The sequence below is a fragment of the Escherichia sp. MOD1-EC4550 genome, from assembly GCF_963876935.1.
GTDB classification, from domain to species: domain Bacteria; phylum Pseudomonadota; class Gammaproteobacteria; order Enterobacterales; family Enterobacteriaceae; genus Escherichia; species Escherichia coli_F.
In genome coordinates this window covers 284784-307812 of record NZ_CAWNSE010000015.1, presented here as the reverse complement: position 1 = coordinate 307812, position 23029 = coordinate 284784, and the positions used below count along the sequence as shown (strand labels likewise).

The window sequence follows — 23029 nt, the reverse complement described above, 5'->3', positions numbered from 1 at the left end:
CCGGAACCCCCAGCCTAGCTGGGGGTTTTCTGTGCATAAAAAAAGCGCGTCGATCAGGACGCGCTTTTTAGTATTTACTTCATATTACTTCAGGTATTCACCCGTACGCAGAGCTTCAATACGTTTATCCAGCGGCGGGTGAGTCATGAACAACTCACTGAGCGATTTCGACTTCCCGTTAATACAGAAAGCCATCATGCTGGTTGCTTCTTGCGGTTCATAGCTGGTTTTCAGACGTTGCAGCGCGGCAATCATTTTCTCACGACCAACCAGTTTTGCTGAACCCGCATCGGCGTGGAATTCACGGTGACGCGAGAACCACATGGTGATAATGCTCGCCAGAATACCAAACACCAGTTCCAGCACCGTCGCGACGGCAAAGTAGATCAGTGGGTTGCCGTTGCTCTCTTCACCTTCGTCACGGTTACCGCCCATGAAGCCAGCAGCCAGCTGCGCCAGAATACGGGAAATAAAGATAACGAAGGTGTTCACCACGCCCTGAATCAGCGTCATGGTGACCATATCACCATTGGCGATGTGGCTGATTTCGTGAGCAATTACCGCCTCGGCTTCATCCGGGCTCATGTTCTGCAGCAAACCGGTGCTGACAGCAACCAGAGAGGCATCACGGCGCGCACCGGTTGCAAAAGCGTTGATGTCCGGCGCATGGTAGATAGCCACTTGCGGCATAGCGATCCCCGCCTGACGAGCCTGGGTTGCTACAGTATTGACCAGCCAACGTTCCCTTTCGTTACGCGGTTGCTCGATCACTTCCCCGCCAACAGATCGTAATGCCATCCATTTGGACATCAGAAGCGAAACGAAGGAACCACCAAAACCGAACAGCAAGGCCATGATCATCAGCCCCTGAACGCTGCTCGACTGTATCCCTGTCAGGCTCAGTACCAGCCCGAAAACGACCATTACGGCCAGGTTCGTTAGCAGGAAGAGCGCGATTCGCATCATAATTTTCTTTTTACCTCAGTTTAACAAAACGCAATATGCGATACCCACATCGTATGGGTTACGCGACTATTTTCAAGTCTGGATAGTGCGTAAGTCACCAGAAAGACACAACTTTACATTTTGTAGCATCTGATTTACGGCATCTTGCCGCTGTTAAAAAATCAGGCACAATTTCTTGTGCCTGATTGATGTTACTTGACGGGAGCGGGTTGTTCCGCGGGTCTGGCTTTTTCAAGCTTCGCCAAATCGAGTGCGATATTCACCGTCTCATCCAGATAAGGATCCGGTTCCTGGTAATCTTTCGGTAGATCATCCAGCTTCTTCAACTCCGGTTTACCTTCGCGTTTAAAGCGTTCGTTCAAACGCGCCAGACGCGTCGCATCATCTTCATTATTCTCTTTCTCACGCACCGCGTAATTCAGAGAAACGATATTGCGCTTGTCCTTCATGGCGTTGAAGCGCGCGATATCCTTCATGATGTTCTGGAACTCAGGATCTTTCGCGATACGCGCATTATGCGCCTTCAGCAACTCCGGTTCAAAGGCCGTTAAATCGCCTGATTTCACATAGGTTGCAGCATCAATGCTATCCCACGGCAGCGCGTTATCTTCAAATTTCTCTCCCGTTTCCGTTTCTTCATTACCTGTCGGCATGATGATGTCTGGCGTTACGCCCTTACGTTGCGTACTGCCGCCGTTAACGCGATAGAATTTCTGGATCGTGTATTGAACAGAACCCAAAGCTGGCCATTCAGGACGTAACATCTGATCGTAAATACGGTTCAATGAACGGTACTGCTGGACAGTGCCTTTACCAAATGTCGGTTCACCCACAACCAGCGCACGACCGTAATCCTGCATTGCCGCAGCAAAGATTTCTGAAGCCGAAGCACTAAAGCGGTCAACCAGCACCACCAGCGGGCCTTTATAGAAGACCTGACCGTCGGTATCGCTGTCTTCACGAACTTTACCGTTGTTATCACGGACCTGAACAATCGGACCTGCAGGAATAAACAGGCCTGAAAGCGATACTGCCTCGGTCAACGCCCCACCGCCATTGCTACGCAGGTCGATGATCACACTGCTGACATTCTGTTTTTCCAGTTTCTGCAGTTGTACTTTGACATCATCTGTCAAACCCACATAGAAGCCAGGAATATCCAGCACGCCAACTTTCTCTTTACCGACGGTCTTCACCGACATTTTAACCGCGCGGTCTTCGAGGCGAATACGTTCACGGGTCAACGTTACAGTACGGGTCTTGGTCCCTTTACCAGCAGGTAAAATTTCCAGACGAACTTTACTGCCCTTCGGCCCTTTAATTAAGGCAACCACGTCATCAAGACGCCAGCCAATCACGTCAACCATCGGCTTGCCTGTTTGACCAACACCGACAATTTTGTCACCAACGCTGATAGCTTTACTCTTCGCTGCCGGGCCACCTGCCACCATCGAATTGATAACGGTGTAGTCATCATCCATTTGCAGCACTGCGCCAATACCTTCCAGCGACAAACTCATTTCAGTGTTGAACTGTTCGGTATTACGCGGGGAAAGATAGTTGGTATGCGGGTCGATTTCACGTGCAAACGCCGTCATAGCCAGCGAGAAAACATCTTCGCTGTTGGTTTGCGCCAGACGACGAATGGCAAATTTGTAGCGGCGAGTTAGGGTTTCACGAATTTCTTTATCCGTTTTTCCTGTCAGCTTCAGGCTTAACTCGTCGAATTTGACTTTACTGTCCCACAGCGCGTTCAACTCAGCCTCGTTTTTCGGCCATGGAGCTTTGCTGCGGTCAAGGTTATAAGTGTCGTTGCCGGTAAAATCCATCGGCTTTTCCAGTACCGACAAAGCGTACTGGTAACGTTCAAAACGGCGCTTTTGCGCCAAATTGTAGAGATCGTAGAAAACGTCGAGTTTGCCTGAACGCAGTTCATCACCCAACTCGGTTTTCTTTTTTGCGAACTGTTCAACATCGCTTGCCAGCAGCACGTTGTGGCTGTAATCGAGCAGATTCAGGTAGCGGTCAAAGATTTTAGCCGAAAATGCCTGATCGAGGTCGAACTGGCGATAATGAGAACGGGTGAAGCGCGACGTTACGCGCTCACTCACCGTCGCATGCTGCGTCTCTTCCTTTAACACCGGAATTTGATCAGCACGCGTGATATCTTCTACAGCGAAGGTCTGGCCTGCTATTGCAAGCAGGCCAGCTAACGCGGTAAGCCTAAAAAACATGTTCATGCCTGGCCCGGCCTCCGTTTCAGAACACCAGGTGTTCTGCGCGCACAATCAAAGACATACCCGAATTCAGTTGGACGCGGACGCCGTCTTTGGTGATTTCTAATACGGTGGCATCCATCGCGTTTTGACCCGCTTTCACCTTCAGGGCTTGTCCGACAGTCAGAGCTGAAATGTCAGAAACTGGGGTGTGCTGTTCTTCGCGAGGTGCTTTTGCTGTTTTTGGCGCTTTCTCTACCGGCTTTTGCGCACGTGGTTTACGCTCAGCGCCTTCTTTGCGGCGTGGCGTGGTCGGACGTGGCTTGCGTTCACGGCGCGGTGCGTCTTCTTTCTCACCAGCAGCTGCGGCAGCTTCGCGTTTTTTCGCTTGCTGCTCAGCACGCTGTGCCTGAACACGTGCTTTCGCTTCTTCAAGCTGCTTGCGAGCATGCTCTACATGTTGCTCGTCCAGCTCACCGCATGGGTTGCCGTCAAGATCGACACGCGTTGCGCCGGGTTTAACACCGTAAAGGTAACGCCAGCTCGAGGTATAGAGACGTAAAGCGGATCGCAATTGCGTTTTGCTCAGGTTCATTTCCCCGGCAACACGATCGACCAAATCCTGAAAAATACCGATTTTCAGCGGACGCGCTTCACCTTCCGCACTGAAACAGTGGGGAAAACGTTCGGCCAGAAACGCGATTACTTCTTTACTGCTATTCAACTTAGGTTGATTTTCCATGAAATTTCCTGATTACAACGGACGTAGCCAACAAGCGCAGGCATGAACAGGCGTCATTATAATGACGCCATCAGTAAATGCTACGTTATCCGTTGATTATCCTGCGACGCTCGCAAAGAATTTTTTGTAATCCGTCATTGCAAGCACCTTTTCAAGCTGTGCCACAAGCTGACGTAAGCCCTGCTCGTCCTCGTCTGTAAAGCGACCGAAGACGGTACTGTCGATATCGAGAACACCAATAATCTGATTTTTCACCACCAGCGGCAGGACAATTTCAGAATTACTTGCTGCATCACAGGCAATATGTCCGTCAAAAGCGTGAACATCCTCGATTCGCTGCACTTCATTACGGGCAACTGCAGTGCCACACACACCGCGCCCGACGGGGATGCGTACACAAGCAATTTTGCCCTGAAACGGTCCGAGAACCAACGTCTCGTCCTCAAGTAAATAAAAACCTGCCCAGTTTACGTCAGTGAGACGCTCATATAACAACGCACTGGTGTTAGCAAGCGTTGCCAGAAAACTGGTTTCTCCCGCCATCAGCGCGTTAAAGTCACGGTTTAAATCCGCGTAAAATTCTGTTTTGTTCATTATATAATCACTTGGTTGTCTTACCTGGAACTGCCAGCCTATTAAAATAAGCATTAAATGCGTTAATGCTCAAGATCATTCCCATCATGGGTTAAGATTAATGTTAATTCTTATTACATTTGGCACGTCATGGCTCTTAACACACCACAAATTACGCCGACAAAAAAGATAACAGTGAGGGCAATTGGCGAGGAACTGCCGCGTGGTGATTACCAACGTTGCCCGCAATGTGACATGCTGTTTAGCCTACCCGAGATAAACTCTCATCAAAGTGCCTATTGTCCGCGCTGTCAGGCAAAAATTCGTGACGGGCGCGACTGGTCGCTAACGCGCCTGGCAGCAATGGCATTCACCATGCTGTTGCTGATGCCGTTTGCCTGGGGCGAACCGCTGTTGCATATCTGGCTGTTAGGTATTCGTATTGACGCCAATGTCATGCAAGGCATCTGGCAAATGACCAAACAGGGCGATGCAATAACGGGGGCGATGGTCTTTTTTTGCGTTATTGGTGCCCCCCTCATTCTGGTGACCTCCATAGCTTATTTATGGTTTGGTAACCGACTGGGAATGAATCTACGTCCGGTACTGCTGATGCTTGAGCGACTGAAAGAGTGGGTGATGCTGGACATCTATCTGGTCGGTATTGGCGTTGCTTCTATAAAGGTGCAGGATTATGCGCACATTCAGGCGGGTATTGGTCTGTTCTCTTTTGTTGCATTAGTGATATTGACCACGGTGACGTTGTCACATCTTAATGTCGAGGAACTGTGGGCGCGATTTTATCCACAGCGCCCCGCTACGCGTAGGGACGAGAAACTTCGTGTCTGCCTGGGATGCCATTTTACCGGCTATCCCGATCAGCGTGGTCGCTGCCCGCGTTGCCATATCCCGCTACGCCTGCGTCGCCGTCATAGTCTGCAAAAGTGCTGGGCGGCGCTGTTAGCATCAATCGTGTTGTTGTTACCTGCCAACCTGTTACCTATTTCTATCATTTATCTGAATGGTGGGCGGCAGGAAGATACGATTCTTTCCGGGATTATGTCGCTGGCAAGTAGCAACATTGCGGTCGCCGGAATCGTGTTTATCGCCAGTATTCTGGTGCCGTTTACTAAAGTGATCGTCATGTTCACTTTACTGTTGAGTATTCATTTTAAATGCCAGCAAGGTTTACGCACACGCATTCTGTTACTGCGGATGGTGACCTGGATTGGTCGCTGGTCGATGCTTGACCTTTTTGTCATATCTTTAACCATGTCGCTGATTAATCGCGATCAGATCCTCGCTTTTACTATGGGACCGGCTGCGTTTTATTTCGGCGCAGCGGTAATTTTGACTATTCTTGCTGTGGAATGGCTGGACAGCCGCTTACTTTGGGATGCACATGAGTCAGGAAACGCCCGCTTCGACGACTGAAGCGCAGATTAAAAATAAACGCCGTATCTCACCTTTCTGGCTGCTGCCGTTCATCGCGCTTATGATTGCCGGTTGGCTGATTTGGGACAGTTATCAGGATCGGGGTAATACCGTCACCATCGACTTTATGTCGGCGGACGGTATCGTCCCGGGCCGCACACCTGTTCGTTATCAGGGCGTTGAGGTCGGAACAGTGCAGGATATCAGCCTGAGCGACGATCTTCGTAAGATTGAAGTCAAAGTCAGCATCAAGTCCGATATGAAAGATGCGCTGCGCGAGGAGACACAGTTCTGGCTGGTGACGCCAAAAGCCTCGTTGGCAGGTGTCTCCGGGCTGGACGCCCTCGTCGGGGGTAACTATATCGGCATGATGCCGGGTAAAGGTAAAGAGCAGGATCACTTTGTCGCACTCGATACCCAACCGAAATATCGGCTGGATAATGGCGATCTGATGATCCACCTGCAAGCCCCCGATCTCGGTTCACTGAACAGTGGTTCACTGGTCTATTTCCGTAAGATCCCGGTGGGTAAAGTCTACGACTATGCCATCAATCCCAATAAACAAGGTGTGGTGATAGATGTCCTGATCGAGCGGCGTTTTACCGATCTGGTGAAAAAAGGTAGCCGTTTCTGGAACGTTTCTGGCGTTGATGCCAACGTCAGTATCAGTGGTGCGAAGGTGAAACTGGAAAGTCTGGCGGCACTGGTTAACGGTGCGATTGCCTTCGATTCACCTGAAGAGTCGAAACCTGCCGAGGCGGAAGATACCTTTGGTCTGTATGAAGATCTCGCCCACAGCCAGCGTGGCGTAATAATAAAACTGGAACTGCCGAGTGGGGCCGGATTAACCGCCGACTCGACGCCGTTAATGTATCAGGGGCTGGAAGTCGGACAGCTGACTAAACTGGATTTAAATCCTGGTGGTAAAGTCACTGGGGAAATGACCGTTGATCCCAGCGTCGTCACGCTGTTACGGGAAAATACCCGCATCGAATTACGTAATCCAAAATTATCCCTTAGCGATGCTAATCTCAGTGCCTTGCTGACCGGCAAAACCTTCGAGTTGGTGCCGGGCGACGGTGAGCCAAGTAAAGAGTTTATTGTTGTTCCTGGCGAAAAAGCCCTGCTCCATGAGCCAGATGTTCTGACGCTGACCCTGACTGCGCCGGAAAGTTACGGCATTGATGCTGGTCAGCCGCTCATTCTTCACGGCGTGCAGGTAGGCCAGGTTATTGATCGTAAACTCACCAGCAAAGGCGTCACCTTTACCGTCGCCATCGAGCCTCAGCATCGCGAACTGGTAAAAGGCGATAGCAAATTTGTCGTCAACAGCCGTGTCGACGTGAAGGTGGGGCTGGATGGCGTTGAGTTTCTCGGTGCCAGCGCCTCAGAATGGATTAACGGCGGGATACGTATTCTGCCAGGCGATAAAGGCGAGATGAAAGCCAGCTATCCGCTGTATGCCAATCTGGAAAAAGCGCTGGAGAACAGCCTTAGCGATTTACCCACCACAACCGTGAGTTTGAGTGCAGAGACATTGCCAGATGTGCAGGCAGGATCGGTAGTGCTGTACCGTAAATTTGAAGTTGGTGAAGTTATTACTGTGCGTCCGCGAGCTAACGCGTTTGATATCGATCTGCATATTAAGCCGGAGTATCGCAACCTTCTGACCAGCAACAGCGTGTTCTGGGCAGAAGGTGGGGCGAAAGTTCAGCTAAATGGTAGTGGTCTGACTGTACAGGCATCCCCGCTCTCCAGAGCATTAAAGGGGGCTATTAGCTTCGATAACCTCAGCGGTGCCAGCGCCAGTCAGCGTAAAGGCGACAAGCGAATTCTGTATGCTTCCGAAACAGCGGCCCGTGCGGTTGGAGGGCAAATTACGCTTCACGCTTTCGATGCCGGAAAACTGGCGGTCGGGATGCCAATTCGCTATCTCGGTATTGATATCGGGCAAATCCAGACGCTGGATCTGATTACCGCGCGCAATGAAGTACAGGCAAAGGCGGTACTCTATCCGGAATATGTCCAGACCTTTGCACGCGGTGGTACACGCTTCTCAGTGGTCACACCGCAAATTTCGGCAGCTGGCGTTGAGCATCTTGATACTATCCTCCAGCCGTATATCAACGTCGAACCAGGCCGGGGCAATCCTCGCCGCGACTTTGAATTACAAGAGGCCACCATAACTGATTCGCGTTACCTGGATGGCTTAAGCATTATTGTTGAAGCGCCGGAAGCCGGTTCGTTAGGCATCGGTACGCCTGTGCTGTTCCGTGGTCTGGAAGTCGGTACGGTTACCGGAATGACGCTGGGGACATTGTCAGATCGCGTGATGATTGCGATGCGCATCAGTAAACGCTATCAACACCTGGTGCGTAACAATTCCGTCTTCTGGTTGGCATCGGGTTACAGTCTGGACTTTGGTCTGACGGGCGGCGTCGTGAAAACCGGCACCTTTAACCAATTTATCCGTGGCGGCATCGCCTTTGCTACGCCTCCGGGTACGCCGCTGGCACCGAAAGCCCAGGAAGGCAAGCACTTCCTGTTGCAGGAAAGTGAACCGAAAGAGTGGCGTGAATGGGGAACAGCGCTTCCCAAATAATGCCCACTGCTCCGGCGTGCCTGCGCCGGAGCGTTTATGCTAAACTGCGCGCCTGTTTTTTTGCCAGTGGTACATGCTCGTGGCCCAACACACCGTTTATTTCCCGGACGCCTTTCTGACACAAATGCGCGAAGCAATGCCTTCGACGCTCTCATTTGATGATTTTCTTGCCGCCTGTCAGCGCCCGTTGCGCCGTAGTATTCGCGTTAATACGCTGAAAATCTCCGTTGCTGATTTCCTGCAATTAACCGCCCCTTATGGCTGGACGCTTACGCCAATTCCGTGGTGTGAAGAAGGTTTCTGGATTGAACGCGACGATGAAGATGCCTTGCCATTGGGTAGTACCGCCGAGCATTTAAGTGGCCTGTTTTATATTCAGGAAGCCAGTTCAATGTTGCCCGTCGCCGCCTTGTTTGCTGACGGTAATGCACCACAGCGAGTGATGGATGTCGCTGCCGCGCCCGGCTCCAAAACGACGCAAATTGCCGCGCGGATGAATAACGAAGGGGCGATCCTTGCCAATGAGTTTTCCGCCAGTCGGGTAAAAGTGTTACATGCCAATATCAGCCGCTGTGGCATCCGTAATGTTGCGCTCACGCATTTTGATGGCCGTGTATTTGGTGCGGCAGTGCCAGAAATGTTCGATGCCATTTTGCTGGACGCTCCCTGCTCCGGCGAAGGCGTGGTGCGTAAAGATCCCGATGCGCTAAAAAACTGGTCACCAGAAAGCAATCAGGAAATCGCAGCTACCCAACGGGAACTGATCGACAGCGCCTTTCATGCATTACGCCCTGGCGGTACGCTGGTTTACTCGACCTGTACCTTAAACCAGGAAGAAAATGAAGCCGTCTGCCGGTGGCTGAAAGAGACTTACCCCGACGCAGTAGAGTTTTTACCGCTTGGCGATCTCTTCCCTGGTGCAAATAAGGCGCTGACCGAAGAAGGCTTTTTGCATGTTTTCCCACAAATTTACGACTGCGAAGGCTTCTTCGTTGCTCGTCTGCGTAAAACTCAGGCGATCCCCGTCTTACCCGCCCCAAAATACAAAGTGGGCAATTTCCCGTTTAGCCCGGTGAAAGATCGCGAAGCCGGTCAAATTCGTCAGGCGGCTGCAAGTGTTGGCTTAAACTGGGATGGAAACCTGCGACTCTGGCAACGCGACAAAGAACTGTGGTTGTTCCCGGTGGGCATTGAAGCCTTGATCGGTAAAGTCCGATTTTCTCGGTTGGGGATTAAACTTGCCGAAACACATAACAAAGGTTATCGCTGGCAGCATGAAGCGGTTATTGCCCTTGCCTCCCCCGACAATGTGAACGCTTTTGAACTGACACCGCAGGAAGCGGAAGAGTGGTATCGCGGGCGCGATGTTTACCCGCAAGCCGCGCCAGTAGCGGATGATGTATTGGTTACTTTCCAGCATCAGCCGATTGGTTTAGCCAAACGGATTGGTTCGCGACTGAAAAACAGCTACCCGCGTGAACTGGTGCGGGACGGGAAACTTTTTACAGGTAACGCCTGACAGCGCACAAAAAAAGCGCACTTTTTGACTGGCACATTCGGCTGCCTCAACTAGGCTGAAAAATGGTGCGATCGGACTGGTCGTACCACAACCGGCAGCTAAATGGAGAGCACGAAGATGAAAACCAGTGTGCGCATAGGCGCTTTTGAAATCGACGACGGCGAATTACACGGCGAATCGCCGGGTGATCGAACGTTAACCATTCCTTGTAAATCAGACCCCGATTTATGTATGCAACTGGATGCCTGGGACGCCGAAACCAGTATTCCTGCTCTGCTAAATGGCGAACACTCTGTCCTTTACCGTACCCGCTACGATCAACAATCTGATGCCTGGATTATGCGTCTTGCCTGATCCAAAAAGAACCCGTCGGCATGGCGGGTTATTTATCCTGGTTATTCCCTCGTTGTAAAATCTCTCCTAAACTTAACGGTACGGCACCACACTTCGGGGATGAAATGTTCGCGCTGGTACTTTTTGTTTGCTACCTGGATGGCGGTTGTGAAGATATTGTTGTGGATGTCTACAACACGGAACAGCAGTGTCTTTATTCTATGAGCGATCAACGGATCCGCCATGGCGGTTGTTTTCCGATTGAGGATTTTATAGATGGTTTCTGGCGACCTGCACAGGAGTACGGTGATTTTTAATTATTGCAATTGCACAAGAGTCAGTTCTCCCCCAAAGACAGCACCGGTATCAATATAATGCAGGTTGCCAATATCCACGCGATGGCGCAACGGTGTATGACCAAACCAGAAATGATCAGCACCTGTAATTCCCTGCCCTTTTTGGCCTTCACGTAATCGTGAGCGGCTCCACAAGACCTGATGCAAATCGACGTCCTTTTGCCATTCATAAACATCATCCGGATAATCGGCATGGGCAATAACATGTTTGCCGGTGCGACTGTGTACTTCAAGAATAAAGGGCAAATACTGACATTTTTCCAGCGCCGTTTTCGCTTGTTTCTGTTGATTATCTGCCAGCGCAATAAACCAGTCGCCGCCATTCATCAACCACAAAGACATCTGCTGGGATGCCAGCGCATCCATCGCCATCTGTTCATGATTGCCTCTTACCGCACGAACCCAATGTTGTTCCAGTAACTGCAGGCAACGTAAACTTTGCGGCCCACGATCGATAACGTCTCCCACTGAGATAAGTAAATCTCGCCACGGATCAAAACGACAATGCCATAATTTGCGGCGCAACTGCTCAAGACAACCGTGTATATCGCCTGAAAGCCAGATATGTCGCCATTGATGACCCGCAATTCTCTGATAAACGGGCGCAGGCTGTTTCATCAATATTTTCCTCCCGCGCTAAAGATCACATAATCTTAACAAGAATGTTAAAAAACGCTGGACTCAGACAGTAGAGTGTGTGTTATGGTTGACTATAAAGTCAGCGAAGGGAATGCTTCTGGCTTTTAACAGATAAAAAGAGACCGAACACGATTCCTGTATTCGGTCCAGGGAAATGGCTCTTGGGAGAGAGCCGTGCGCTAAAAGTTGGCATTAATGCAGGCTTAGTTGCCTTGCCCTTTAAGAATAGATGACGACGCCAGGTTTTCCAGTTTGCGTGCAAAATGGTCAATAAAAAGCGTGGTGGTCATCAGCTTAAATGTTAAAAACCGCCTGTTCTGGTGAAAGAACTGAGGCGGTTTTTTATTGGAAATCAAAAGGCTATTTTAGGTAATTAACAGAGTTTTTCAGCTCGCTCTATAAACGGTGCCAGACTCATTTTTTCACCTGGATTGTTAGGATCATCAATCTGAATCACCGAAATGGGCTGGGCATTGGTCTTCCCGCTGGCGACTTCCTTTTGTGCGATATCGTTCAAAGGATACTGCACGAGGGTACTCGGATTAATAACATACAACGCATGGCCCGGTCGGCATGTCAGCATCACCTCTTCGCGGTTAAATGCCCATTTGTCTTTACCCACTTCAAAACGACTGACGGTAATCACCTGCGGTGCCGCCAGCGCCGCTGCAGAACTGGTGAGTAACAGAAACGCCAGAATACTTTTTTTCATCATTTTCGTAATCCATCAAAAAGGTTCGAGAGTCGCAAGCAGGCTGATGATCACCAGCACTACCGCACCTATCGCCCATTCGAGTTTAGTCATCCACACAAACCAGGGAGCCGCACGATCTTCATCCTGCCTCATGCGCGGTACAAGAACATAACGATTAGCCAGCGCGATGACCACCATAATCATCACCAGGATGGCTTTGAGCAATAAGAGTTGGCCCCAGTAAGTCGTAAGCGTGGGGGGAAATCTGGTAATCAACAATGCATTAAGCACGCCGCTTGCCAGTACGCCGATCACCGCAAAATGCCCGCACCAGGAAAAACGCATCAGCGCCTGAATAGCCTGGTGTCGCCAACGGCCTTTGATGAGTTGCATACACCAGAGCACCGGCAGTAATCCTCCAAACCACGCCGCCGCACAGATCAGGTGAATCGCGTGATTAGTCTGATGGATTTTCGCCGTTACCCCTTCATTCAGCGTCGCATGCCCGACTCCCGCCAGCAGAATAAATTGCGCGGTAGTGAGCATAAACAGCAAACGTGGCATATTCCGCGGTTGCATAAGGGCGACGATCAACGTTACGAGGGCGAGAACAATTTGCCATAACCAGACACCACCAAACTGCGTTTGCAAAACAGCCTGCCAAATGTTTGGCGAAAATACATCTGACCATCCCGTTCCCATCAACCCGCCCTGAACGGCGAGCATTGCAGTGGCACTGATCAAACTCCAGACGGCAGCGTGCTGTTGTAAACGCAGAAAACGCTTCGTCAGCAAGCGACGAATCGTTAAGGGGGCCAGCCAGGCACCGTACATTGCGAAGCCAAAAACCAGCATCAGCGAGGTGAAATGGATAAATCGCAGCGCGATCCAGGTAAACGCCAGCATGATTTATTTCACGCTAAAGGTGTAGTGTCCTTTCGTTTTATGCCCGTCCACCGAAACAACATGCCAGTCAACGGTGTAGGTTCCGGGTTTCAGCGAATCGGCCAGTGGAACAATCAGTTGCTTTTGGTCCTGCTCATTCCGCTTCGCCGGTAATGTTTTAATATTTTCGTTTTTTGGCCCCGTGATTTTTGCACCACTGAATCCTGTTTCAACGCCTTCCGAGAAGTTTAAAGTGATTGCCTGCGGGGCAGCTGTCACTTGCGCGTTTGCCGCAGGATACTGATGCGTTAAATGCGCATGTGCCCAGACGGAAGGTGTCACCAACGTAGTGGTCAGGATTGCCAGCGCGTAGCGAAGGGAGCGTGCAGTTGAAGTCATATTATCTATTCCTTTTTGTAATAACTTTTTTACAGAGCATAACCTTGTCTAATGTCTGAGTCGAGGATCATCAATTCCGGCTTGCCATCCAGGCTCACTCTTAGTAACTTTTGCCCGCGAATGATGAGGAGATTAAGAATGCTGAAGAATCTGGCTAAACTGGATCAAACAGAAATGGATAAAGTGAATGTCGATTTGGCGGCAGCCGGGGTGGCATTTAAAGAACGCTACAATATGCCGGTGATCGCTGAAGCGGTTGAACGTGAACAGCCTGAACATTTGCGCAGCTGGTTTCGCGAGCGACTTATCGCCCACCGTTTAGCGTCGGTCAATCTGTCACGTTTACCTTACGAGCCCAAACTTAAATAAAACTTATACAGAGTTACACTTTCTTACATAACGCCTGCTAAATTATGAGTATTTTCTAAACCGCCCCCATAATTTGCAGTCATTTTGAAAAGGAAGTCATTATGTCGTTCTGGAAAGTTGCAGCAGCGCAATATGAGCCTCGTAAAACCTCACTGACCGAACAGGTAGCTCATCATCTGGAGTTTGTGAGGGCCGCCGCCAGGCAACAATGTCAGCTGTTAGTTTTTCCATCGCTTTCTTTACTGGGGTGTGATTATTCGCGACGTGCCCTTCCTGCCCCACCCGATCTCTCGCTGTTAGACCCGCTTTGTTATGCTGCAACGACCTGGCGAATGACCATCATTGCCGGCCTTCCCGTTGAATATAACGATCGCTTTATTCGTGGAATTGCGGTGTTCGCACCGTGGCGAAAAACGCCGGGGATCTACCATCAGAGTCATGGTGCATGCCTGAGCCGTCGTTCCAGAACCATCACGGTGGTCGATGAACAACCGCAAGGTATGGATATGGACCCGACCTGTTCACTGTTTACGACGGGGCAATGTCTGGGGGAACCCGACCTGCTGGCGTCGACCCGCCGCTTACAATTTTTTTCACATCAGTACTCAATTGCCGTGCTGATGGCAAATGCCCGTGGTAACAGTGCACTATAGGATGAACATGGTCGTCTCATCGTTCGCGCCGATCGTGGTTCATTATTGTTAGTCGGTCAGCGTTCATCTCAGGGTTGGCAAGGCGATATCATTCCATTACGCTAGGCTTTTTCGGCCTGGAGCATGCCATGTTGCGCATTATCGATACAGAAACCTGCGGTTTGCAGGGAGGGATCGTTGAGATTGCCTCTGTTGATGTCATTGACGGAAAAATCGTCAACCCCATGAGCCACCTGGTGCGCCCCGATCGTCCTATTAGTCCACAGGCGATGGCGATTCATCGCATCACCGAAGCCATGGTCGCCGATAAACCGTGGATTGAAGATGTGATCCCGCACTATTACGGTAGTGAATGGTATGTCGCGCACAACGCCAGCTTTGACCGCCGCGTACTGCCTGAGATGCCCGGTGAGTGGATTTGCACTATGAAACTGGCCCGTCGTCTGTGGCCATGGATCAAGTACAGCAATATGGCGTTATATAAAACACGGAAGCTCATTGTACAGACGCCGCCGGGCCTGCATCATCACCGCGCGTTGTATGACTGTTATATCACCGCTGCGTTGCTTATCGATATTATGAACACCTCCGGCTGGACGGCAGAACAGATGGCCGATATCACCGGACGTCCATCGTTGATGACGACCTTCACCTTTGGCAAATACCGTGGCAAAGCGGTTTCCGACGTTGCCGAACGCGATCCGGGCTATCTGCGCTGGTTATTTAATAACCTGGACAGCATGAGCCCGGAGCTGCGTTTAACACTGAAACATTATCTGGAAAATACTTAATCTACTGGCTTAGCGGGTAATGTTCCCTGTGCCAGCGCGACCAGAAAAGCATATTCCATCGCTACGCCTTCATACGATTTAAAGCGACCAGATTTACCGCCATGGCCTGAGTCCATGTCGGTACAGAGCAATAAAAGATGGTTATCGGTTTTCAGCTCGCGCAATTTAGCGACCCATTTTGCCGGTTCCCAATATTGCACCTGAGAATCGTGCAAACCGGTCGTTACCAGCAAATGCGGATAAGCCTGGGAGGTAACGTTGTCATACGGGCTGTAGCTTTTCATGTACTCGTAATATTGCGGATCCTGCGGATTCCCCCACTCTTCAAACTCACCAGTGGTAAGAGGAATTGATTCATCAAGCATCGTTGTTACAACATCAACAAACGGTACCTGGGCGATAACGCCGTGGAACAATTCCGGGCGTTGATTAATTGCAACGCCCATCAACATGCCTCCCGCACTCCCGCCCATCGCATAACAGAGCGAAGGAGAGCCATAGCCCAGTTTTAACAATGCATCGCAGGCATCAAGATAATCATTAAACGTATTTTTCTTCTTCAGAAATTTTCCGTCTTCGTACCATTGTTGCCCCAGCTCACCACCGCCGCGAACATGGACAATGGCGTAGACAAATCCACGATCCAACAAACTCAAGCGGCTAAAACTGAAATCGGCATCAATACTTGCGCCGTAAGAACCGTAGCCATACACCAGTAGCGGGTTGTGTCCTTTGCGAAAATGTTTGCGATGATAAACCAGCGAAACCGGGACTTCGACGCCATCACGGGCGACTATCCACAGGTGTTCACTGCGGTAATTCGCCGCATCAAAACCAGGAACTTCCGTTTGTTTTAATACACGACGCTCACCGGTATCCATATCCAGTTCAAACAAAGTATCTGGTGTGGTCATGGAAGAATAACCATAACGCAATCGCGCGGTTTCAGGTTCTGGATTGTAGGCAATCCAGGTCACATAGGCCGGATCATCAAAGGCAATGCCAATGACTTCCCGGGTCTTGCGGTTGATTTGGCGCAAACTGGTTAACCCGCGCTGACGCTCTTCAACCACCAGCCAGTCGGTAAACAGCGTAAACCCTTCCAGCATAATGTTATCGCGTGGCGGAATTAACTCTTCCCACCGTTGCTCATCACGCATACGGGTACGGTATAAGCCAAAGTTTTTGCCGTGGCGGTTGGAACGCAGATAAAACCGATGCTGGTAGTGATCAAGGCTGTATTCGTGATCTTTGCGTCGCGGCAGAAAAACAAACGGCTCGGCATCGGCCATTTCCGCGTCCAGCAGGCGAACTTCACTGGTGGTGGCGCTGGCCAGATGAATGACTACATAGTGCTTCGAGGTCGTTTTATGCAGGCTGACGTAATAGGTATCGTCTTTTTCTTCGTAGATCAGTTTATCCTGCGATGCTGGCGTACCGATGGCGTGACGCCAGACCTGATAAGGAAGCAGCGTCACCGGATGCTTGCGAACATAGTAGAAAGTCCAGGAATCATTTGCCCAGACAAAGCTGGGTTCAACGTTATCCAGCAGTTCCGGATACCAGTTACCTGTTTCCAGATTACGAAAACGAATTCCGTACTGGCGTCGGGAAAGAAAATCTTCTGCCAGAGCCATAATGGTGTTATCGGGCGTAATCGCCATTCCGCCCATGGAATAAAACTCACTGTGCGCTGCGCGTTTGTTAGCATCGAGCAATGTTTCCCACTCGTCCCATTCTTCACTGAACGCCGATTGACGCTGGTAGATAGCATATTCACAGCCAGGTTCATAAATATGCCGGTAGCGGTAACCATTTTTAATGTAGGGCGCAGAAACTTCTCTTTGCGGAATACGGTCGATGATTTCCTTTAAGATTCGATCCTGCAAGGCTTGTTGTGAGGCCATCACCCGATGACCGTAACTATTTTCTTGTTGCAGGTAGTCCAGGACTTCCGGCTGAGAACGCGTATCGTCCCGCAGCCAGTAGTAATTATCGATGCGCGTATCGCCATGAAGCGTCATGGCGTGGGGAATGCGAGCGGCTTTTGGTAGCATGTTATTGTTCTTTCTGGTTGAAACATCTTATAAGGGTGGCAAAACTCACCGGGGATGCAAGCGAAACAGGGGAGTCATTGCTTAGATGATGACAGGTAATGGCGCGGATATCGAATGTTATGCAGACAGAGAAAATCAGCCTGCTCAAATGGCTGTGCGGTTCTGGATAGCCCGAAATAGTCAACTTCAGGCTATCCAGAGAGCGGAATTATTCCGCCAAAGTACGTTTTTGCTGTTCGAGATCGCGTTCAATACCTTCACGAACATCCTGGGGGATTTTCAGCGCGTCACCCAGGGCATTCAGGTAACTGCGTTCCATAAAATGGTCAATATCAATAGCCGCGCAGCTCAGGAAATAGATTTCCAGCGCCTCTTCTTCATTGCGGACCCCGGTAGCCAGGCGTTGTGGATCCAGCGGTTGTTCGATTGCCTGCTCAATGAGTACACGCCCCTGCTCTTCCACGCCGGCTTCACGCAATTGCTGGTCGATTGCCGCACGTTCTCTGGCATCAATATGACCATCACTTTTAGCGGCAAAGACCAGCGCAAGGATCAAACGTGCCGTACGCTCATCCAGCGGCGTACTTTGCGCGCCAAACTGCGGTTCGTCCTGATGCGCCGCGCGAATTTTATCTTTGTATTTATTCCACAGCACCGTACCCGCTACCGCTCCGCCGCCAACCAGCAACGCGTTGGTGCCATATTTCGTAAGAAGTTTACGTGCTGATTTATTTGCGACCAGCAGCCCAGCCAGTCCGCCTAATGCGCCAGGCACTAAAAGTTTGCCCAATCCCTGATCCGCAGACGAGGAGGTAGAAGAACTGCTTTGCCCAAGCAGGGATTGCAGTTGATTTAACCAGTTAGCCATATTTGCTCCTCAATAACCATTTTTAGTGCCTGTAGCATAGCGGATGAGGATGTCAGAAAATGTATATCGAGACAAAAGATGCGCAAATAAGCGGGTCGGCAGGCCGTTATTCAAAGAAATTCGCGCCAGGTAAGGTGTTCACTGTATATCAGGTGATAAGGGTATTTTAGGTGAACGTAATTTGACGTTTTGAGTGGCATTGTTTGATGCTGATTGCCCGATGCGACGCTGTTGCGTCTTCCCAGGCCTACGATTGAAGTGCCTTGTAGGGCGGACCAGGCACTCGCGCCGCATCCGCCGACGGTCAATCGAATTATCAGAGGCCATTAACGCCGCTGATATTCCGCCATTCCCGCTTTGCAGTCCACGCTGACCTGGTAATGAATATCGGCACTTTTACCACGCACGGTTAGCGGTACTGACCATTTATCATCTTTACCCTGAATGTCCTGCAAACTGACCCATGCCACAGGATCGGCCTGACCGACAATTTTTTGATCATCTGCCCAGCGCGCCACGCGATTTTGTTGATAATCACGTTTTACGCTCGCGGCAATTCCGGCAGCATCCAGACCTTCACACTTTGGGAAAGTGACCGACTTGCTGGTTTCATTATTGGCAGCGAAAACTGATGCGCAGGCAGAAACCAACAACAGCCCTAAAAACGCCCCTCTTTTTTTCATGTTTTTCTCCATAGCACAATGATTCAGGAGAAAGCATGGTACAAATTGTCAGGAGCGCAAGTTGCTTCAGGCCGCGTGTGAGGCATCTTCCTCTTCGGATTCAGCACCGACGACCTGTGGGGACGGTAATTTGCCGGTTTTCAGAATGGTGCTCAGCACATCTTTTTGTTCTGCCAGCCATAGCGAAAGGGCTTCACGTTGCTCGTCTTCCATTTGCACTGGAGAATTTGTCAGCCAGGTGTCAAGCAGATCCGCCGTATCAAGCATTTTGTCATAAGCATCGGCTTCTTTTTTGCTGGTAAACGACATTTTCTCTTCGCCCTCACGAATGACTACGTATTTAACTTCAACCGCCATTTGCAGCCTCTCATAATAACTGTGATTTTATACAGTATATTTCTTCTCGATTGGGAAATCAACATCAACAATAAAGACACGCGCAAACGTTTTCGTTTATACTGCGCGCGGAATTAATCAGGGGATATTCGTTATGACGTTATTAGGCACTGCGCTGCGTCCGGCAGCAACTCGCGTGATGTTATTAGGCTCCGGTGAACTGGGTAAAGAAGTGGCCATCGAGTGTCAGCGTCTCGGCGTAGAGGTGATTGCCGTCGATCGCTATGCCGACGCACCAGCCATGCATGTCGCGCATCGCTCCCATGTCATTAATATGCTTGATGGTGATGCATTACGCCGTGTGGTTGAACTGGAAAAACCACATTATATCGTGCCGGAGATCGAAGCTATTGCCACCGATATGCTGATCCAGCTTGAAGAGGAAGGAGTGAATGTTGTCCCCTGCGCTCGCGCAACGAAATTAACGATGAATCGCGAGGGTATCCGTCGCCTAGCGGCAGAAGAACTGCAGCTACCCACTTCAACTTATCGTTTTGCCGATAGTGAAAGTCTTTTCCGCGAAGCAGTTGCCGCTATTGGCTATCCCTGCATAGTTAAACCGGTAATGAGCTCTTCCGGCAAAGGGCAGACGTTTATTCGTTCCGCCGAGCAGCTTACACATGCGTGGGAATACGCTCAGCAAGGTGGACGCGCCGGAGCGGGCCGCGTGATTGTTGAAGGCGTCGTTAAGTTTGACATCGAAATTACCCTGCTAACCGTCAGCGCAGTGGATGGCGTCCATTTCTGTGCACCGGTAGGTCATCGCCAGGAAGATGGCGACTATCGTGAATCCTGGCAACCGCAGCAAATGAGTCAGCTGGCTCTGAAACGTGCGCAGGAGATTGCCCGCAAAGTAGTACTGGCACTGGGCGGTTATGGTCTGTTTGGTGTCGAGCTGTTTGTCTGTGGTGATGAGGTGATTTTCAGTGAGGTCTCCCCTCGCCCGCATGACACCGGGATGGTGACGTTAATTTCTCAGGATCTCTCGGAATTTGCCCTGCATGTGCGTGCTTTCCTCGGACTTCCGGTTGGCGGGATCCGCCAGTATGGCCCTGCAGCTTCTGCCGTTATCCTGCCACAACTGACCAGTCAGAATGTCACGTTTGATAATGTGCAGAATGCCGTAGGGGCAGGTTTGCAGATTCGTTTATTTGGTAAGCCGGAAATTGATGGCAGCCGTCGTCTGGGTGTAGCGCTGGCGACCGCTGAGAGCGTTGATGAAGCGATTGAGCGCGCAAAGCACGCCGCAGCACAGGTAAAAGTACAAGCTTAACCCCGGCGAAAAACGCTACAAAAATGCCCGATTCACGATCGGGCATTTTGACTTTTATAGCTTAGCGCCTTCTACAGCTTCACGCGCCAGCTTAGTAATGCGGTCGTAATCGCCCGCTTCCAGCGCATCTGCCGGAACCAGCCAGGAACCACCGATGCAGAGCACGCTTTTCAGCGCCAGGTAGTCACGGTAGTTAGCCGGAGAAATACCACCTGTCGGGCAGAAACGGACCTGGGAGAACGGACCCGCGATCGCCTGCAGGGCTTTCACGCCGCCGTTAGCTTCAGCCGGGAAGAATTTGAACTCTTTCAAACCGTAGTCCATACCCAGCATCAGTTCGGAAACAGTGCTGATCCCCGGAATCAGAGGAATAGTCCCTTCGGTAGCAGCTTTCAGCAGCGGCTCGGTCAGACCCGGGCTAATTGCGAACTGTGCACCCGCTTCGGTGACTTCTGCAAGCTGCTGTGGATTCAGCACCGTACCGGCACCCACAATCGCTTCAGGCACTTCTTTGGCGATAGCACGGATAGCGTCAACTGCACACTCGGTACGCAGAGTCACTTCCAGAACGCGCACCCCACCAGCAACCAACGCTTTTGCCATCGGCACCGCGTGTTCCAGTTTTTTTACCACGATAACCGGTACAACCGGGCCGGTGGTGAGGATTGATTCTGCACTTGTTTTCCAGTTTTTCATCAGAGTTTTCTCTCGCCTGATTACAAATTTGTCGTCTTAAAAAGTGATACAGGTTGCGCCCTGTTCGGCACCGGACAGTTTTTCGCGCAAGGCGCTGAATAATTCACGTCCTGTTCCCACGCGTGACGCGCTCAGGTCAGGAATGTGTGGTTCGCGAGCAGCCAGTTCTGCTTCGTCTACCAGCAGCGTCAGTTCGCCTGTCTGTCCATTCACACGAATGATGTCCCCGTCGCGCACTTTTGCCAGCAGCCCGCCATCGTAGGCTTCTGGTGTTACGTGGATAGCTGACGGCACTTTACCTGAAGCGCCGGAGAGTCGTCCATCGGTAACTAACGCAATTTTGAAACACCGGTCCAATAATACACCAAGTGGCGGCATGAGTTTATGTAATTCTGGCATTCCGTTCGCTTTTGGCCCCTGATGACGGACAACAACGACACAATCGCGGTCCAGCAAACCCGCTTCAAAGGCTGGCATAACGTCATGCTGGCTTTCAAAAACAACCGCAGGCGCTTCAATCACCTGGTTCTCAACCGGCACGGCAGAGGTTTTCATAACCGCGCGGCCCAGGTTACCGCTTAACACTTTTGTCCCACCATGATGAGAGAAAGGTTGTTCGAAGGAAGCGATCACATTGCTGTCGAGTGATTTTTCCGCCCCTTCCCGCCAGTCCAGTTCACCATTATTCAGCCATGGTTCAAGGGTATAACGAGACAGACCAAAGCCTGCCACCGTATTGACATCTTCATGCAGCAGGCCTGCTTTGAGCAGTTCACGCACCAGAACCGGTACGCCACCTGCCGCCTGGAAGTGGTTAATATCGGCCGGACCGTTCGGGTAGAGACGTGCCATCAGCGGTACAACATCAGAAAGGTCAGAGAAGTCATCCCAGTTAATCTGAATACCGGCTGCGCGCGCCATCGCCACCAGGTGCATGGTGTGGTTAGTGGAACCACCGGTCGCCAGCAGTGCAACGATACCGTTCACCACCACTTTCTCATCTATCATCTTACCGATCGGCATCCATTCATTACCATTACCGGTCATGCGTGTAACCTGGCGCGCAGCGGCTGCGGTCAAAGCATCGCGCAGCGGAGAATCCGGATGAACAAAAGAAGAGCCCGGCAACTGCATCCCCATAAACTCCACCACCATCTGATTCGTATTGGCGGTACCGTAGAAAGTACATGTCCCTGGAGCATGATAAGACGCAGCTTCTGACTCCAGCAGCGCCATGCGGTCCACTTTACCTTCAGCATAAAGCTGGCGAATCCGCACTTTTTCTTTATTTGGCAAACCGCTTGCCATCGGACCTGACGGCACAAACACCGCAGGCAAATGCCCAAACGACAGGGCTGCCATCGTCAGCCCGGGGACAATCTTGTCGCACACACCGAGGAACAGCGCACCATCAAACATGTTATGGGACAGACCCACCGCCGCAGACATCGCAATCACTTCGCGGCTTAACAGCGACAATTCCATTCCATCCTGCCCCTGGGTGACACCATCACACATCGCCGGAACACCGCCCGCAACCTGACCAACCGCATTCGCTTCATGCAGGGCTTTACGAATGATTTCTGGATAGTGTTCATAAGGCTGGTGTGCGGAGAGCATGTCGTTATAGGAAGTGATGATGGCGATATTGTTACGCAACATGCTTTTCAAAGAGGCTTTGTCTTCTGGCTGGCAGGCAGCGAAACCGTGTGCCAGGTTACCACATGCCAACTGCGAACGATGAACGGTCGAAGTTTTCGCTTGTTCTATCCGGGCGAGGTAAGCAGAGCGAGTCTCGCGCGAACGTTCAATGATTCGATTTGTTACGCGTAACAATTGTGGATTCATAAAGGCTCCTGAAATTGAGTTGTCAGAGCAGGATGAT

The 23029-nt window shown here is 50.9% G+C and carries 22 protein-coding genes and 1 pseudogene; 9 read left to right on the top strand and 14 right to left on the bottom strand.

Annotated features, from left to right (window positions below):
• Positions 1-84: 84 nt before the first annotated feature.
• From htpX to msrC, 4 genes are all read right to left on the bottom strand, one after another.
• Complete coding sequence (htpX, locus tag AACU19_RS13185; protein WP_000984517.1) at positions 85-966, bottom strand: protease HtpX; 882 nt, start codon at positions 964-966, stop codon at positions 85-87.
• A gap of 191 nt (positions 967-1157) precedes the next feature.
• The gene (gene prc, locus AACU19_RS13180; RefSeq protein WP_001055790.1) at positions 1158-3206 is read right to left on the bottom strand and encodes a carboxy terminal-processing peptidase; all 2049 of its coding nucleotides are present in this window, start codon (positions 3204-3206) and stop codon (positions 1158-1160) included.
• A gap of 19 nt (positions 3207-3225) precedes the next feature.
• Positions 3226-3924, bottom strand: coding sequence for an RNA chaperone ProQ (gene proQ, locus AACU19_RS13175; protein WP_000431368.1), 699 nt, complete (start codon positions 3922-3924; stop codon positions 3226-3228).
• A gap of 96 nt (positions 3925-4020) precedes the next feature.
• Positions 4021-4518, bottom strand: coding sequence for an L-methionine (R)-S-oxide reductase (gene msrC / locus AACU19_RS13170; protein WP_001043890.1), 498 nt, complete (start codon positions 4516-4518; stop codon positions 4021-4023).
• 129 nt (positions 4519-4647) lie between these two features.
• Between msrC and yebS the strand changes: the two genes are divergently transcribed.
• From yebS to AACU19_RS13145, 5 genes are all read left to right on the top strand, one after another.
• Entirely contained in the window at positions 4648-5931 is a 1284-nt protein-coding gene (gene yebS / locus AACU19_RS13165; protein ID WP_001354731.1) for a membrane integrity lipid transport subunit YebS, read from the top strand.
• Entirely contained in the window at positions 5900-8533 is a 2634-nt protein-coding gene (gene yebT, locus AACU19_RS13160) for a lipid-binding membrane homeostasis protein YebT (RefSeq protein ID WP_105279004.1), read from the top strand. The genes yebS and yebT overlap by 32 nt, the downstream gene beginning before the upstream one ends.
• A 79-nt stretch (positions 8534-8612) precedes the next feature.
• Positions 8613-10052, top strand: a complete 1440-nt coding sequence (rsmF, locus tag AACU19_RS13155) for a 16S rRNA (cytosine(1407)-C(5))-methyltransferase RsmF (protein WP_001353149.1) — start codon at positions 8613-8615, stop codon at positions 10050-10052.
• A 117-nt stretch (positions 10053-10169) separates the two neighbouring features.
• Positions 10170-10406, top strand: a complete 237-nt coding sequence (locus tag AACU19_RS13150) for a YebV family protein (protein ID WP_001295499.1) — start codon at positions 10170-10172, stop codon at positions 10404-10406.
• Positions 10407-10510: 104 nt separating this feature from the next.
• Complete coding sequence (locus AACU19_RS13145; RefSeq protein ID WP_001296140.1) at positions 10511-10702, top strand: YebW family protein; 192 nt, start codon at positions 10511-10513, stop codon at positions 10700-10702.
• Here the strand turns inward: AACU19_RS13145 and pphA are convergent, their stop codons facing one another.
• The 4 genes from pphA to yobA form a co-directional block, all read right to left on the bottom strand.
• The gene (pphA, locus tag AACU19_RS13140) at positions 10703-11359 is read right to left on the bottom strand and encodes a protein-serine/threonine phosphatase (protein WP_000812737.1); all 657 of its coding nucleotides are present in this window, start codon (positions 11357-11359) and stop codon (positions 10703-10705) included.
• A gap of 394 nt (positions 11360-11753) precedes the next feature.
• Positions 11754-12095 carry a YebY family protein gene (locus AACU19_RS13135; protein ID WP_000976467.1) on the bottom strand — a complete coding sequence of 114 codons (342 nt, stop codon included), beginning with the start codon at positions 12093-12095 and terminating at the stop codon, positions 11754-11756.
• Between the two features lie 12 nt (positions 12096-12107).
• Positions 12108-12980 (bottom strand): copper homeostasis membrane protein CopD, encoded by an 873-nt coding sequence (gene copD, locus AACU19_RS13130; protein ID WP_000879324.1) that lies wholly within the window; start codon positions 12978-12980, stop codon positions 12108-12110.
• A gap of 3 nt (positions 12981-12983) precedes the next feature.
• A complete protein-coding gene (yobA, locus tag AACU19_RS13125; RefSeq protein WP_000204701.1) occupies positions 12984-13358 on the bottom strand; it encodes a CopC domain-containing protein YobA in 375 nt (124 codons plus the stop codon).
• Between the two features lie 138 nt (positions 13359-13496).
• Here yobA and holE point away from each other — a divergent pair, with 138 nt between their 5' ends.
• From holE to exoX, 3 genes and pseudogenes are all read left to right on the top strand, one after another.
• Positions 13497-13727, top strand: a complete 231-nt coding sequence (holE, locus tag AACU19_RS13120; RefSeq protein ID WP_000916763.1) for a DNA polymerase III subunit theta — start codon at positions 13497-13499, stop codon at positions 13725-13727.
• A gap of 101 nt (positions 13728-13828) precedes the next feature.
• Positions 13829-14485 (top strand): annotated as a pseudogene (yobB, locus tag AACU19_RS13115) (carbon-nitrogen hydrolase family protein YobB).
• Between the two features lie 23 nt (positions 14486-14508).
• Positions 14509-15171: an exodeoxyribonuclease X gene (gene exoX / locus AACU19_RS13110; protein ID WP_105279002.1), complete on the top strand. Its 663-nt coding sequence runs from the start codon at positions 14509-14511 to the stop codon at positions 15169-15171.
• On the opposite strand, the gene ptrB is transcribed toward exoX, so the two are convergent.
• The 4 genes from ptrB to yebG form a co-directional block, all read right to left on the bottom strand.
• Positions 15168-17228, bottom strand: coding sequence for an oligopeptidase B (gene ptrB / locus AACU19_RS13105; RefSeq protein WP_105279001.1), 2061 nt, complete (start codon positions 17226-17228; stop codon positions 15168-15170). The genes exoX and ptrB overlap by 4 nt on opposite strands.
• Before the next feature lie 208 nt (positions 17229-17436).
• Positions 17437-18096 (bottom strand): tellurite resistance TerB family protein, encoded by a 660-nt coding sequence (locus tag AACU19_RS13100; protein WP_105279000.1) that lies wholly within the window; start codon positions 18094-18096, stop codon positions 17437-17439.
• 326 nt (positions 18097-18422) lie between these two features.
• Positions 18423-18779, bottom strand: a complete 357-nt coding sequence (gene yebF / locus AACU19_RS13095; RefSeq protein WP_001295500.1) for a protein YebF — start codon at positions 18777-18779, stop codon at positions 18423-18425.
• Between the two features lie 66 nt (positions 18780-18845).
• Positions 18846-19136 (bottom strand): DNA damage-inducible protein YebG, encoded by a 291-nt coding sequence (gene yebG / locus AACU19_RS13090; RefSeq protein ID WP_000257738.1) that lies wholly within the window; start codon positions 19134-19136, stop codon positions 18846-18848.
• Between the two features lie 133 nt (positions 19137-19269).
• Between yebG and purT the strand changes: the two genes are divergently transcribed.
• Complete coding sequence (purT, locus tag AACU19_RS13085; RefSeq protein ID WP_105278999.1) at positions 19270-20448, top strand: formate-dependent phosphoribosylglycinamide formyltransferase; 1179 nt, start codon at positions 19270-19272, stop codon at positions 20446-20448.
• Between the two features lie 54 nt (positions 20449-20502).
• On the opposite strand, the gene kdgA is transcribed toward purT, so the two are convergent.
• A complete protein-coding gene (gene kdgA, locus AACU19_RS13080) occupies positions 20503-21144 on the bottom strand; it encodes a bifunctional 4-hydroxy-2-oxoglutarate aldolase/2-dehydro-3-deoxy-phosphogluconate aldolase (RefSeq protein ID WP_000800512.1) in 642 nt (213 codons plus the stop codon).
• Positions 21145-21180: 36 nt separating this feature from the next.
• The gene (gene edd, locus AACU19_RS13075) at positions 21181-22992 is read right to left on the bottom strand and encodes a phosphogluconate dehydratase (protein ID WP_001069467.1); all 1812 of its coding nucleotides are present in this window, start codon (positions 22990-22992) and stop codon (positions 21181-21183) included.
• Between the last annotated feature and the right edge of the window lie 37 nt (positions 22993-23029).

What these genes read in the sequence shown, in the direction of transcription:
- yebS (WP_001354731.1), top strand. Translation starts at nt 4,648, where the DNA reads ATGGCTCTTAACACACCACAAATTACGCCGACAAAAAAGATAACAGTG.
- kdgA (WP_000800512.1), bottom strand. Translation starts at nt 21,144, where the DNA reads ATGAAAAACTGGAAAACAAGTGCAGAATCAATCCTCACCACCGGCCCG.
- copD (WP_000879324.1), bottom strand. Translation starts at nt 12,980, where the DNA reads ATGCTGGCGTTTACCTGGATCGCGCTGCGATTTATCCATTTCACCTCG.
- yebF (WP_001295500.1), bottom strand. Translation starts at nt 18,779, where the DNA reads ATGAAAAAAAGAGGGGCGTTTTTAGGGCTGTTGTTGGTTTCTGCCTGC.
- pphA (WP_000812737.1), bottom strand. Translation starts at nt 11,359, where the DNA reads ATGAAACAGCCTGCGCCCGTTTATCAGAGAATTGCGGGTCATCAATGG.
- purT (WP_105278999.1), top strand. Translation starts at nt 19,270, where the DNA reads ATGACGTTATTAGGCACTGCGCTGCGTCCGGCAGCAACTCGCGTGATG.
- AACU19_RS13145 (WP_001296140.1), top strand. Translation starts at nt 10,511, where the DNA reads ATGTTCGCGCTGGTACTTTTTGTTTGCTACCTGGATGGCGGTTGTGAA.
- AACU19_RS13135 (WP_000976467.1), bottom strand. Translation starts at nt 12,095, where the DNA reads ATGATGAAAAAAAGTATTCTGGCGTTTCTGTTACTCACCAGTTCTGCA.
- yebG (WP_000257738.1), bottom strand. Translation starts at nt 19,136, where the DNA reads ATGGCGGTTGAAGTTAAATACGTAGTCATTCGTGAGGGCGAAGAGAAA.
- exoX (WP_105279002.1), top strand. Translation starts at nt 14,509, where the DNA reads ATGTTGCGCATTATCGATACAGAAACCTGCGGTTTGCAGGGAGGGATC.
- edd (WP_001069467.1), bottom strand. Translation starts at nt 22,992, where the DNA reads ATGAATCCACAATTGTTACGCGTAACAAATCGAATCATTGAACGTTCG.
- htpX (WP_000984517.1), bottom strand. Translation starts at nt 966, where the DNA reads ATGATGCGAATCGCGCTCTTCCTGCTAACGAACCTGGCCGTAATGGTC.
- ptrB (WP_105279001.1), bottom strand. Translation starts at nt 17,228, where the DNA reads ATGCTACCAAAAGCCGCTCGCATTCCCCACGCCATGACGCTTCATGGC.
- yebT (WP_105279004.1), top strand. Translation starts at nt 5,900, where the DNA reads ATGAGTCAGGAAACGCCCGCTTCGACGACTGAAGCGCAGATTAAAAAT.
- AACU19_RS13150 (WP_001295499.1), top strand. Translation starts at nt 10,170, where the DNA reads ATGAAAACCAGTGTGCGCATAGGCGCTTTTGAAATCGACGACGGCGAA.
- msrC (WP_001043890.1), bottom strand. Translation starts at nt 4,518, where the DNA reads ATGAACAAAACAGAATTTTACGCGGATTTAAACCGTGACTTTAACGCG.
- holE (WP_000916763.1), top strand. Translation starts at nt 13,497, where the DNA reads ATGCTGAAGAATCTGGCTAAACTGGATCAAACAGAAATGGATAAAGTG.
- prc (WP_001055790.1), bottom strand. Translation starts at nt 3,206, where the DNA reads ATGAACATGTTTTTTAGGCTTACCGCGTTAGCTGGCCTGCTTGCAATA.
- AACU19_RS13100 (WP_105279000.1), bottom strand. Translation starts at nt 18,096, where the DNA reads ATGGCTAACTGGTTAAATCAACTGCAATCCCTGCTTGGGCAAAGCAGT.
- proQ (WP_000431368.1), bottom strand. Translation starts at nt 3,924, where the DNA reads ATGGAAAATCAACCTAAGTTGAATAGCAGTAAAGAAGTAATCGCGTTT.
- yobA (WP_000204701.1), bottom strand. Translation starts at nt 13,358, where the DNA reads ATGACTTCAACTGCACGCTCCCTTCGCTACGCGCTGGCAATCCTGACC.